This window comes from Methylotuvimicrobium alcaliphilum 20Z, from assembly GCF_000968535.2.
GTDB lineage: Bacteria > Pseudomonadota > Gammaproteobacteria > Methylococcales > Methylomonadaceae > Methylotuvimicrobium > Methylotuvimicrobium alcaliphilum.
Map to the genome: position 1 here is coordinate 1,219,269 of NC_016112.1, position 12,416 is coordinate 1,231,684.

At 48.0% G+C, this 12,416-nt stretch carries 14 protein-coding genes; 6 read left to right on the top strand and 8 right to left on the bottom strand.

Annotation, left to right across the window (positions count from 1 at the left end; genetic code table 11):
* Positions 1-24 precede the first annotated feature (24 nt).
* The 3 genes from MEALZ_RS05275 to MEALZ_RS21565 all read left to right on the top strand — a co-directional run bounded on the left by MEALZ_RS05275 (position 25) and on the right by MEALZ_RS21565 (position 1,626).
* Positions 25-372 carry a cupin domain-containing protein gene (locus tag MEALZ_RS05275; protein WP_014147574.1) on the top strand — a complete coding sequence of 116 codons (348 nt, stop codon included), beginning with the start codon at positions 25-27 and terminating at the stop codon, positions 370-372.
* A 620-nt stretch (positions 373-992) separates the two neighbouring features.
* The gene (locus tag MEALZ_RS05280; protein WP_014147575.1) at positions 993-1,433 is read left to right on the top strand and encodes a hypothetical protein; all 441 of its coding nucleotides are present in this window, start codon (positions 993-995) and stop codon (positions 1,431-1,433) included.
* A 13-nt stretch (positions 1,434-1,446) separates the two neighbouring features.
* Positions 1,447-1,626, top strand: a complete 180-nt coding sequence (locus MEALZ_RS21565; protein WP_198482348.1) for a DUF1289 domain-containing protein — start codon at positions 1,447-1,449, stop codon at positions 1,624-1,626.
* 122 nt (positions 1,627-1,748) lie between these two features.
* Here the strand turns inward: MEALZ_RS21565 and MEALZ_RS05285 are convergent, their stop codons facing one another.
* Positions 1,749-1,991 carry a hypothetical protein gene (locus MEALZ_RS05285; RefSeq protein ID WP_014147576.1) on the bottom strand — a complete coding sequence of 81 codons (243 nt, stop codon included), beginning with the start codon at positions 1,989-1,991 and terminating at the stop codon, positions 1,749-1,751.
* Positions 1,992-2,076: 85 nt separating this feature from the next.
* On the opposite strand from MEALZ_RS05285, the gene MEALZ_RS05290 reads away from it, so the two are divergent.
* A complete protein-coding gene (locus MEALZ_RS05290; RefSeq protein ID WP_014147577.1) occupies positions 2,077-3,306 on the top strand; it encodes an ISL3 family transposase in 1,230 nt (409 codons plus the stop codon).
* A gap of 82 nt (positions 3,307-3,388) precedes the next feature.
* On the opposite strand, the gene MEALZ_RS22595 is transcribed toward MEALZ_RS05290, so the two are convergent.
* The 5 genes from MEALZ_RS22595 to mgtE form a co-directional block, all read right to left on the bottom strand.
* A complete protein-coding gene (locus tag MEALZ_RS22595) occupies positions 3,389-3,577 on the bottom strand; it encodes a hypothetical protein (RefSeq protein WP_046061005.1) in 189 nt (62 codons plus the stop codon).
* Positions 3,578-3,704: 127 nt separating this feature from the next.
* Positions 3,705-4,280 (bottom strand): flagellar biosynthesis protein FlhF, encoded by a 576-nt coding sequence (locus MEALZ_RS22600; protein WP_014147580.1) that lies wholly within the window; start codon positions 4,278-4,280, stop codon positions 3,705-3,707.
* Between the two features lie 419 nt (positions 4,281-4,699).
* Positions 4,700-5,014, bottom strand: coding sequence for a hypothetical protein (locus MEALZ_RS05305; RefSeq protein WP_014147581.1), 315 nt, complete (start codon positions 5,012-5,014; stop codon positions 4,700-4,702).
* Positions 5,015-5,210: 196 nt separating this feature from the next.
* A complete protein-coding gene (locus MEALZ_RS05310) occupies positions 5,211-5,690 on the bottom strand; it encodes an inorganic diphosphatase (RefSeq protein ID WP_014147582.1) in 480 nt (159 codons plus the stop codon).
* A gap of 330 nt (positions 5,691-6,020) precedes the next feature.
* Complete coding sequence (mgtE, locus tag MEALZ_RS05315; protein ID WP_014147583.1) at positions 6,021-7,373, bottom strand: magnesium transporter; 1,353 nt, start codon at positions 7,371-7,373, stop codon at positions 6,021-6,023.
* Positions 7,374-8,205: 832 nt separating this feature from the next.
* On the opposite strand from mgtE, the gene MEALZ_RS05320 reads away from it, so the two are divergent.
* Positions 8,206-8,793: a Tll0287-like domain-containing protein gene (locus MEALZ_RS05320; protein WP_046061390.1), complete on the top strand. Its 588-nt coding sequence runs from the start codon at positions 8,206-8,208 to the stop codon at positions 8,791-8,793.
* Positions 8,794-8,965: 172 nt separating this feature from the next.
* Here the strand turns inward: MEALZ_RS05320 and MEALZ_RS05325 are convergent, their stop codons facing one another.
* The gene (locus tag MEALZ_RS05325; RefSeq protein WP_014147585.1) at positions 8,966-9,547 is read right to left on the bottom strand and encodes a DUF4405 domain-containing protein; all 582 of its coding nucleotides are present in this window, start codon (positions 9,545-9,547) and stop codon (positions 8,966-8,968) included.
* Positions 9,548-10,016: 469 nt separating this feature from the next.
* Complete coding sequence (locus MEALZ_RS05330; RefSeq protein ID WP_014147586.1) at positions 10,017-11,630, bottom strand: SagB/ThcOx family dehydrogenase; 1,614 nt, start codon at positions 11,628-11,630, stop codon at positions 10,017-10,019.
* 106 nt (positions 11,631-11,736) lie between these two features.
* On the opposite strand from MEALZ_RS05330, the gene MEALZ_RS05335 reads away from it, so the two are divergent.
* On the top strand, positions 11,737-12,333 hold the full coding sequence (locus MEALZ_RS05335; RefSeq protein ID WP_014147587.1) for a DedA family protein: 597 nt from the start codon (positions 11,737-11,739) through the stop codon (positions 12,331-12,333).
* Positions 12,334-12,416: the final 83 nt, after the last annotated feature.

The following is a 12,416-nucleotide window of genomic DNA, read 5'->3' on the forward strand; positions in this document are numbered from 1 at the left end:
AAAAATCTAACTATAGGAAGGAACATGAAAGAAATTACAGTTGATAGCAACCCAAGTGAAGCAGTGTTAAAAAAATTGGGTGTTGCGCACTGGCCAACATGGGAAAAAGACGTCTCTGTCTTCCCGTGGGCGTTTGTTACGACAGAAATAGCCCTTATTGTTGAAGGTGAGTGTGAAATGACACCTGCCGATGGGGGGCCGTCTACGACCTTTAAAGCCGGTGATTTAGTGGTATTCCCGAATGGGTATAAAGGCACTTGGGAAGTGAAAAAACCTCTTAAGAAGCAGTTCAAACACAAAGACGGTAATTTAGTGAAATGTGCTCTCAGCCGTTTTAAAATTTTAAAAAACCGTTTAAAGTCAAATAATTAAGGCGTGTCGTAATGCCTGTTAGATTGGGCTAAATTCAATGAATCTCAACAAATAGCTGTCATTCCCGCGCAGGTGGGAATCTGGTGACATTTGTAGGTTGGCGCTGAGCTTGCGAAGCCCAACAATTGGTATTTGGCCGACCGTAAGGATTGCTTCGTAAATGAGTAAAGCATCCCTGTAACCATTGGTATCACTGGCTTGGCATAACTAACTGCAAGAAAAGTGTTTATCTTGTAGTCAAATAATCGCCAGTTTGTTCGGGAACAAGCACAAGAAAACTCATTGTGAGAATCAAATAAAGGTTCAATGCCTCGATTTTGCTTTTCTTGTCCTTCCTGTTACTCATCTACGAAGCAATCCTTACGGTACACCAGTTTCAGGTGTTTGATATGAGTTCGATAGTTTTGCTTGAAATCGAACGCGGATGATGCTGTCATAGCTGTGTAACCTCATGATTCGTCTTGGAATGTTCCCTCGTATAATGAGGGCGTGAGGTTACATTTTATCGTCAATCAAGCGGCACGGCTTTCCTCCGCGTTAGCGGCTTCGTCCAACCATCGGTTGGAACCGGACGCGTTTCAGCGGGCGTTATGCTAGCTAGTGGAGGCTAAGAAAAAATCATGAAAGATGTAAAAAAGGTGTTTCACAACTTTGAACAAAGTTTGAGGAATTCAAAGTGGTTTGACGATGGCTGGGAGGTATATAATCGTGGTCCTTATCTGCACCTCTATAAAGAGAACTGGCATAACCATAACCAGGGCGGAGTCCATTTTGAAACCTATATTGAAAAACCCCAGATACAGAAAAAAGAATTCCCTGTTCACCTGCATGCAGAAGAGGACTGTCCACAACAACAGAGGTTTATTCAAGAGCTTTTAACGTTAGAAGCTGATCGAATAAATAGCTGGAAGGGCTATAGCGTGATCGGTGAGGGAAATAACATATGTTCTCGGTTCCTACCTCTTAATTTCAAAAATCTAGAGCAACGTCTTCTCGAAGAATTCAACAGGCTTCGGCAACTCGAGGCCAGCATAGATAAGGTATTAGGTCGAGTTGAGTGATAAAGCATTGAAAGTGAACAAGAAAACTCCTTGTATCGATTTCTGTAAATTCTCCGGCCCTAGCGGGTGGTGCATTGGGTGTGGTCGCACTCAAGAAGAATCCCGGCAATGGAAAAAGATGAAGCCATATGCAAAACAAGCACTCCTAAACTCGCTTAAAAAAAGACTGTCCCAAATGAACGTTGCTAAATAGAATAACAAATCGTTTCACCTGACAATTTTCCCCTACGCTCCAAAATGCAGGTGAACTCAACTGTTACAGGGTTGGATCATGACCACAGATCTTCAAAAAACACGGCTCTGCAGCATAAGTATCTACACATCTTTTCCTAAAAATTGCTGAGCGGTTGCTTTCAAGCTATCCAGTTCTTCTTGAGAGTAGGCATCCATGATTTCAAGCATGGAGAGGAAGGCCCACAGCCCCGACAACAGTGCTGGATTCGTAAACTCCTTTTTGTGGCGCATTTGCCTGCCGCTGAGTTTGATCAGAAATAGTTTTAATTCAGCCGCTTCCTTGCTTTTGTCGGCAGCTATGGCCCAAACCGTAACACAGGCCATGCTAGCGACCAAGAGGCGTTTGGCAATGGCCAGGGCTGATTTTTGGCTCTATGTGATTCGTAGTGGGTAATGCAATAATATAGCCATGAACAGTGAAACTTTATTCAGCATGGCTTTAGGCCTGCAACCTCCTTGGCAGGTCAAAGCTGTGACCTTTTCTACAGATGAATTGGCCCGTAGCGAACTTCATCTGCATATCGATTTCGTGACTGGCTCGCGCTTCTTAGACGACGCGAATAACCTCTGTCCAGTGCATGATACCGTAGAGCGGCAATGGCAACATTTGAGCTTTTTTGAACACACCTGTTACCTCCATTGTGCGGTGCCGCGCATTACCACGACCGATGGCAAAGTCCGTACTGTTGACGTTCCTTGGGCACGGCCAGGCAGTGGTTTTACCCTGTTATTCGAAGCCTTAGCGCTAGCCTTGATTGAGCGGGAAATGCCGGTCAACCGAGTCGCCGAGATACTGAAGGTCAATCCACAGCGCATCTGGACTATCTTTAATCACTGGATTAGCAAGGCAAAAGCAGCCGATGATCCGAGCACGATAACCAAGCTGGGCGTCGATGAAACCTCGACCAAAAAAGGCCATCATTACGTTACGCTGGGCGTTGATTTGGATGAAGCCCGCGTAATTCATGTCACCGAAGGTAAGGGTAAGGCAACGCTGCAAAGTATTCAGCAACACCTTGAAGATAAAGGTGTTGATAAAGAACAGGTGGAGCAAATCAGCATGGATTTGTCACCGTCATTTATTGCCGGTGCTGCCGAATCATTCCCGTCTGCACAAATTACCTTTGACCGATTCCATGTTGTGAAATTATTGAACGAGGCCATGAATCAGGTGCGCATTGCCGAACGCAAAGAGCATGATGCTCTGAAAGGTCACAAATACACTTTTCTAAAGAACCGGGAAAACCTATCCGACAAAAAAGAAAAAGAGCTGGATGAACTGATACAACTGTACCCCACGCTGGGCGAAGCTTACCGCTTAAAAGTGCTATTCAATGATCTCTGGGAAATGCCCGACAAACCGACAGCGGAGGCTTTTTTGAGGCAATGGTGCGATGAGGTGGACGCAGCCAAAATTCCAGCGTTTATCAAGTTCGCCAACACAGTTCGAGGACATTGGTCGGGAATTGTGCATTTCGTGGAATCACTCATTAGTAACGGCATTCTTGAAGGCATCAATAGTAAGATTCAGCTGGCTAAACGGCGAGCCAGAGGCTATCGCAACATCAACAATTTCATTAATATGATTTACTTCCTATGTGGAAAGTTGAAATTTGATTACCCACTGTATTTCACATAGAGCCTGATTTTTGTTGCCACGATTCGAGGTGGTGGCCTGCCGACTTGACCAATTTGAAGAAACACTCGATTTGCCAGCGCCATTAGTACCATAGCGCAAGGGTCGAAGCATCAACGTCTTTCACATTGGTCAATAGCAACCATTCCGCCAACACATCGCCATCGTCGGACAAGACGCGACTGACCACCAGCCTAGCCGCTACAGGAATGCCAGGCACAGCCGGCTTTTTGCCTTTCTTCTGACTCGGTTTGGCGGGACGGGTTAGCGTCACGTCTGTTTCCGCCACCCACTACCAATAAGTCTGACCATAATAACTGACTTGCCGAGTCTTGCTGAACGCCAGCTCTTGCGCCACGGCTTTACAAGCCATGGGCTTCCCCTGGTAGTCCACATTGGGATTATTCCTTGATGCGGACTAGCCAGTGGCTATCCGCCGCTTCCCCGCGGCGGATATGACCCACAGAATTCCCTTCTCGGTCAATTAGGTGTACTAATGGCTTGGCAAAACCTTGTTCGTCCAAAAACTGGATGCAGTCGCTGACTTTATCCAGATGATGCTTGACGGGCAAGCCGGGCTCGGGCTCGCCGTAGGTGGCATAACTCCCGTCAGCACTCACTAATCGCTGCGCCACCGGCGCCAGCGGTTGCCCGTTCTGATCGCTGACGATCAGACTGGTTTGCAAGTCATAGCCAACATCCGTCTCATGCGTAATAGCATACGTATCGGTTTTGTTAGCATGTTTGAAGCTCAGGTGTGACCAATCATGCACGCATAAGGCGTACTGGCTGCAATGCTCGGCGATGCCTTCATGCGCTGCTGCAGTCAGTGTTTCCTGTAATTTCGACAAGCTGACCGATTCAGTCTGATAAAATCGCCAAGCTGCTTGAGTGCTGGCGAAACTGCTGATCTTATTCGGCAACGCCTTCAAGCCTGCGCTCAGGCTTTCGCTTGAGTTGATGTGTTCAAGTACCAATTGCTGATGCCGTTTGGCGAGGCGTGGGTCTATACCCGTCAGTGTTTTTTAAAATCATGCGATGATCATGCCATTTTTCTGGAAAACTTGTGTAGATACTTATGGCTCTGCAGAGGGGCAGAAAAAAGTTTGACAATAAGTAGAGGCCATTAGGGTACTTACGATTGCGTACCGCCAAGCGTTGACGGCGTCACACCGGATGAATAACATTCGTCACAACGCCCCAAATTACCGTATCCCTGTAGGCTCTATGCTGGCAAAGCCTTTGCCGCACACCCTGGTGCCTCCTCAGGCACTGCCGAAATTTTAAGTGCGAAAGGTATATTACCGCATACACAGCTTAAATTAATGGCAGTGACGCAAAGCGTGGGAACGATAATTACCGGGGGCTGAATAGTTACGATTAGTGTTTATTTTACTTACGACTTGTCGTCATCAGAAACAACGGTGTATTCAGCGGTAATACTATCGGGCTCGGATTGCCGAACTGATTGTTGCTGAGCGGTTTTGACCAGTCGCCACGCTTTGAAGCCAACAATACTCAACGGGATCAACAATACGGCAAAAAACACGGACAAGACCAGCGCGCCGACGACAGCTGCTGCGATCATGGCCGGAATAGCCAGGATTTTGGCAAGGCTAGAATTGGAATCCTCTTCGACGTGATATTCAAGTCGCCGTTGAGGATCGTTTGTCGTGCCAATATGAATGGTTCGTTTGTAAATTCTAAACATGAGTCGGAGCCGAAGGGTATGCTGAAAAGGCGATTGAAAGAAACAGTAGCGAAAACCTGGAGCATAAAAATGTCGGTGAATCTGCGTGATAGCTCTACAAACTCACCGACGTTTTACTATCTCCGTAATTACGACTAGCGATGAAAGCCAGAGTTCCTTGGGTATGGGTATAGCAAGCAACCAGCCATTCCAATGTTTAAACTGCATTCTTGTCCTGATGAATACAGGGTATCGCCCTGGCTAATGCGCTTGCAGCATCGTGCCAGCCTTCACAGCTGTTGTGCCCCTTGCGGCCCTTGATTAAATTCAGCAGATATTTGGCCTTGGCATAAATCATGAAAAACAGAAGAATAAGCCGCTGCTGTCTCACAGAGATGGGTTTCTGAGCGCATATCAGTTTATCTTCATAAATGCCTCCATCAATCATTCCAACGGTTCCCCACGCATAAACTGAAATCGATGCTCCTAAAGGAAGACGCGGCCCCAGCACGACCGCATCTAAAAAATCTCCGTCCGTACCGATATAAGCCGGAATTGAGCCATAGTTGAATGGACAGGGCAACGGAGAGATGAAGTCCAGTTTTCCAGTGGAACCCCGCTTTAAAAAACTGCCGCGAGGCGTCTCAATAATGACGTTAACCAAAGGGGCTTGTTCGAGAGTGTTTATAGAATGCATCTGAAATAAAAACCAACTTAGGATTTCGAGATAAATAACGTCCTGGAACTATGCGCTTTGTTGAGGATTCGGTAACTCGCTTGGCAGGACGCCGTGAACCCAACACCTAAATTATCCAAGATTAGTAAACCATAGCCAATGGACTATGGAATTTAGGTGCTGGGTGAATACGTCCATGTAGGCTTCATGTCAGAAAGCATTTACCGCCCTTTTCCGGTGATTCTAAACAGCGTAGCACGTATTCCGCTGCGCTGCATACGGGCTACGTGCTTTAATAGCAACTTGGGAAAGAGCGGATGGGGGTGACCTTTTTAGTGTGATGCGTATGGGTTAAGGCGCCGGCAGATGTAGTATCCAATTTGCTATCCAAAAATAAATCAGCACGCCGGAAGCATCGGCGATCGTCGTGACTAAGGGTGCGCTGGCGGTGGCAGGGTCCCAGCCCAATCGGTTCAAGATAAAAGGCAGACAGAGCCCGACCAGGCTTCCGGTCATCACGATACAGATCATGCTCAGTGCGACCACCCAGGCAATGTCGAAGCCGCCCCGATAAGCGCCGATCAATGAAACGGCAGCAGCCATCGTTAGGCCCAATCCGCTTGCGACGGCGACTTCCTTTAGCAGTAATTTCCCCCAGTCGCTGATTGCGATATCGCCGGTGGCCATGCTACGCACGACCAGTGTCGCGGCTTGCGATCCGGCGTTACCGCCGCTGTCGATGAGTAGCGGTAAAAAGAACACCAGTACGACATAAGCGGCAATCGTATCTTCGTAATAAGCGATTCCGGCACCGGAAACTAAATTGCCGAAGACCAAGAGTAGCAACCAGACAATACGTTTGCGGTAAAGTGTAAATAACCTCGCATCGCGAAAGTTGCCGGCCAATGGGCCGATTGTTGCACCTTTGTGCATGTCTTCGGTCGCCTCTGCCTCGGCAACGTCCATTGCATCGTCATAGGTAATGATGCCGACCAAACGCTCGTCATCGTCGACGACCGGCAAGCTCAGTAAATCGTATCGACTGATTAATTTGGCGGCATCTTCTTGCTTGGCGGATAGTTTGGTTTTCACCATGTCGGTAGTCATTACATCCTTGATTCGCGCTTCCGGTTTGTTCATGATTAGTTCGCGTAGCGATAGCGTGCCGATTAGACGATATTGAGCGTCGACGGTATAAATTTGATATATCAATTCGGCGCTGGGGGCGCTTTTGCGAATGACGTCGAGTGCTTCGCCAACTGTGATTTCGGCAGGTACGGTCATATAATCGCTGGTCATGATCGCGCCGGCTGTGCCTTCTTCGTAACTCGCTAGGCGTCTGAGTGCTTCGCGTTCGGCATGAGCGATCTTACGCAGCACGCGGTCGTGACGGTTTTCAGGCAAAACATGGAGCAAATCGGCGCCTTCGTCGGCGTCGAGATGACGTAGCAACTGCGATACTTCCTTATCGGTCATTGCGGTGGTTAATTGAGATTGCCAGTCGACCGGTAAATGCCCGAAAACCGACGCACGTTGCACAACCGGTAAGTACATCAACAGCTCGCGTGCAGCATCGACCGGAACGGTTTGCAGCAGTTCGGCCAGGTCGACAGCTTGAAACTCTTCTAAAAATTGACGAACGGCTTGGTAATCTTTACGCTCAATCGCACGGCGCAAGTAGTCGTTCAGAATGGCGGTCGGCATATTTATGTCTCTTTTTATTTGCGAACTCGTTTGCCCGCAGCGGAAACAAACTGAATCAGGTTGTCGCTAAAGTATACCTTTCGCACTTCAAATTTCGGCAGTGTCTTAGGAGGCGCCGGGGTGCTCGGTCGATTTTTGCTCCTCGGCAATTGCTGAGTTACAAGGAGGTAACGAATGCAGAAAATGCAGGAGCATTTTTCTGCCCTGCATTGCCCTAATACACGCCATCCGTGGCGTAATGCAAAATCGACATTCACGCCGTCCATGGCGCTCGCTAAGGCTTTGCTAGCATGGAGCTGGCATAGAGCCTACATGGATGTATTCACCCAGCACCTAAATTCCCTAGCCCATTGGCCATGGTTAATAGTCTTAGATAATTTAGGTGCTGGGCTCACGGTGTCCTTTGACGGGCACCCCGGTGCCGAATTTTGATCTACGATGGGTATTGCGGGAAAGAAATGCGCGTTAGACATTGTAAAGGGATTGTGTAAATCTATTATGAAATTTCGACTGGAACTTTCCATGAGCGGTTGTTGGAGAGCGCTGATCAATTCAGCCGGCATAGGTTATTAAATAAGTTGAATAATTTCAACTTATTGATTTGTAAAGAGTAGTTTGTTAGCGATATTGTTTTAGGTTTATTATGGGATATGAAGATGATACGGATTAGATGGCTTATCTCGAATTTTTGTTGTCTCGATAGTCTAGGTTGTTAGGATATTCTTATTCTTTTCGTAATGGCCTCCTCTTGCCAAAAGGCGAAGTGAGGGGCCTAAAGTCATGTCATCCTTATTCAACTTTTCCATAACAGGAGCATAAAATGCCAAAATTCATGACAAAAAGTCTTTTGATTTTAATTTCTTCGGCTTCTTCGACGTGGGTCTTTGCCGACAGCCCAAAAGAGCAAATTCATTATCTGGAACAAAGTCGCGCAACAGCTCATGAATTCATGCAGTCGCTGGGTAGAAAGCTGAAATCGTTACTGGAAACGGCCGACACGGAAAACGCGATCATTGTTTGCAAACAAATTGCGCCGGCAATGGCAGCCGATTATTCGAAAGACGGATGGATTGTGAAACGGGTATCGCTTAAATCCCGCAACAAATCGATGGGAGTGCCGGATACCTGGGAGCGGCGCGAATTGGAAGGTTTTGATAGGCATCACTTGTCTGGAGAACCTACCGACGAGCTCGAAATGTCTGCAATCGTAGATGAAGCGGATGGGCTTTGGTTTCGTTATCTGAAAGCCATACCGACTCAGCCGATGTGTTTGCAATGTCATGGTAAAGCGGAAGATATGCCTGATGGGGTAAAAGCGATATTGGCGCATGAATACCCGAATGACGACGCAATAAATTATAGTGTCGGCGAAATACGCGGTGCGATTTCGATTAAGCGCCAGATATCGGCTCATGAATAGAAAAATAAGGTGCAGAGCAGGAGCAAAAATCGACCTAACACCTCGGAGTCTCCTCAGGCACTGCCGAAATTTGAAGTGCGAAAGGTATAATTGTGATGATGAAAAGCAAATGGGCGTTAATGGCGGTTAAAACTCTCGGTTGGCGAAAGACGGCGTCAATGAAAGCCCTATTTTATTCTCGATAGTCGATTACGGCTTTTCTGACATCGGCGATCGTGAAGTGGTATTGCCTGCTTAATTGCCCAAGTTTTGCCGTCTTGTTCGTTGTCTCGGGTAAGTTCAGTCGCTCCATTAAATAATCGACCGGTACGCCGGTAATCTGCGCTATCTCCACTAAGGTCATGCTGCCTCGTATTGTTAGAGAGCCGTTATTCATTGCGCGTAGTTGTTTGCCGGATGCCCCCGATATTTCAATCGGTGCGACCAGCGGCGCAGTGGCGAAAGCGACCAAAGTCAGTACGCCGACTAGGCCCAGTCCTAAGCGCAGCCCCGACCCTTCCGTGACACGTCCTGAAATGAAGCCGACAACCCAACGCCAATGCAGTAGTAAGTGTAACGCCAATATTGCGAAAAAAAGTACCGACACCCAGAAATGAACGGTTCCCCATTGGTGGCGGTCAAGCCCCCAAATGGTCGCGAAGCGCCCGCTACCGGGCGGTAACAGATAGCGTAACAGCACGCCGGTCGTAGTTAGAAAAACAAAACCCGCGAAGGCTACGATATCGATGATGAAATTTAATTGGCTACGTTTCATTGTCAGTTTATCCGCAAATGCTTGAACCTAAAAAGAGCAGTTGACATGTGTTGTAGACCGTTCGTGCTGAGCTAAGTCGAAGCATGAAGGGTCTACAACACTTTCACCGTCTTGGTGAAGCCTCAAACTACCGTTCACGCTTCGACGGGCTCAGGGCGAACGGTAGTTTGAGGCTCTCAACTGCTCTTTTTACTGTGAAAGTTCGTAGATTTGGACACTTTATCTAATTTTTCGATATACAAAGCTCTGTGCTGGCAATACCGGTTCCAGAGAGGGTGCGGTTGTTCGATCGACAGGCGTCGGCGGCAGGGAGCCGCCGTCGAGCCTACATGGACGTATTCACGGCGTCCTGTCGGGCGAGTGACCGCACCCTCCGCCACCAGAGAACTTTCATTTGCCGGGGCGATGGCTAGGCCTTCATGAACGTTAGGTTGAAAGGTTTCTGCTTGAGCTTTGTTCCTCAAAATCCTTAACGCGGTTCATTGTGTAGATGAAAGTAAGGCGCCAGCGTTTGAAGCCTGCTGTCTTCTAATGGCTTGCCGATCGTAAAATGATAAATGCTTTGTAGGCCGGTGTCGTTTATTCCAAGAACCTCGTGTACCGCGTCATCAAAAAAGCAGCCGATGCCGGTTCCGCGCATTCCTATGGCTTCGGCTTCAAGATATAATGCTTGGCCGACCAAGCCGCTTTCCCAAAATCGACGGCGATATTGCCACGGTTCTTTTGCCAATTCATCGCCGAACTCCGCGACCATTGCTAAACTGAAGGCGCTATCGGCGGCGATATCTTGATGGCACGATAGCGTTTTGGCGGCGCGACGGCAATCGGCGTTGAGTAAGTTGTACAGTTTTAATGTTTCAGGCGCGCCTTCGACCTTTTGCCAAGAGAACTCTGCTCGAGTGTTGTCCTTCAGCATCTGAAGACTGGCTTGATTCCGCGATAGGGCGTAGAGACCCGGTTGCAACCCTTCGACGCGATGCACGAATAAAAATAAATGAATTTTCGCAGGCCAACGCCAAAGGTCGAAGGGGATTAGGTTTTCAGGCATCGTAGCTTGCAAGATGCGATAAAAATGATTCAGCTCGATCGGCGTTTGACCGTCGAAATGTTGAGCGCTACGCCGCTGCCGAATGATCTCGAACGCGCTTTGGGAACCGTTAGTTAGTGGTGGCGATAAGATTATCCCCGGATGCCGGTAGTTTTCTTGTGTGGCTGGTTTGGCAGCTGCTAGCGCTGCTGCATCAATTAAAGGCCAATGAAAATGGTGGTAATGGCTCAATCGATTGGCCTTGCCAAACCAGTTGTCGATGCTAAGTTCAGCCAGGTAGCGATCAACCGATTCGTCCGAAGACATCTGAGATCCTGCGTGAATTCGGCATAATAAGTCGGGGGCTTCGTTTTCCTCGGCAACGAACTCATTGTGGCGGTCCAAGCCCAGTAGGCGTGCAATCGTTTCGTCGCCGCATTCGGCCAGCAGTTCGACCGACCAGCCCAGAACGGCTGCTGCATAGCGCAACGCGCCGAGCGCATGGCCGATGTCATGTTGGCAATAGCGAAATGCGCGTTCGCCGTATTTCCAGGCTTCCCGCCAATGGATAGAGCTCAAACCGATCAATATCCCGCTAAATGCCGGCGTCTGACGCCAATTGCCGCGCATTTCCAAGACATGGTCGTGACTTAAATAATGGTAAACACCGGCAGGAAGGTCGGTTGCCGCTGTATTGATTAAATAGGCTTCGGTCGGATGCAGATTGCCGCTGGACGGATTGCAGCGCAGGGCCCAGCGGTCTTTGCCGTATTGTTTCCAGGCGGAAAGTCCGAAGCTCAATGCCATCATAAGCCCCAGATTATTTCGGTTGAATGGCTGTGGTGGAATTAGCTCGGGATTTTGAAGTTCGTTATAGGTGGGTGTGGGGACGTTTTTGGGTAAAGGCAATTGAAATCGTTCGCTGCCTTCGAAACGCCTGAACGGGTCCGGTTGGTCGGCCCAATCGAGTCCGTTTGGACCTTTGGCATAACGGTCCAAATGGTGTTTGGTGCGTTGGTGATATTCCAGTATGCTGGTGAGTTGGGGCGATGCCATGCTTGTTTCGGGGGTGAGTGATCGACAAACCGATTGTAAAGCAGTCTTAATGGCTCTGCCATGACGAGGCAAAGAAATTTAAACATTATTTATACTTGATTAATCCATGGAAACGCTGATTGCTCTCATTCAAGCTCATATTGAACACGCTCATTTTATTATTTTCGGATCGCTGCTGTTGGCGGGCCTCAATATTCCGGTATCCGAGGATGCAATGCTGTTTATTTCGGGGGTGTTGGCAAGACAATACCCGGATCAATTGCCTTATTTATTTGCCGCGGTTTATCTAGGTGCTTACGGTTCGGATTTGATCTGCTATAGTTTGGGGCGATTCGTCGGGCCTAAAATATTACATATTCGTTTTTTTGCTAAAATGGTGCCGCCGAAAAGAGTCGAAATGATTCACGCATATTACGAAAGTCACGGTATTGCAACGCTGATACTAGGTCGCTTTATTCCTTTCGGGGTTAGAAACGGGCTGTTTTTGTGCGCGGGGCTAGGCAAGATGAGTTTTATCAAATTTGCATTAGCGGACTTATTGGCTTGTACGATTTCGACGATTGTTTTTTTCTCGCTGTATTATCATTACGGTAAAGCCGTCGTGGTGTATGTCATGCAAGCGAATATCGTGGTATTTATCATCGCGGCAATCATGGGAGGGTATTTGTTTTTTCATGTCAAAAAAAGGCGTAGTAAGCGGTGAAATATTTTGGATTGGGTTAAAACTCATAGCTTCAGGAAGTTATACCCATCGCAGATCAAAATTCGGCACCGGGGTGCCCGTCA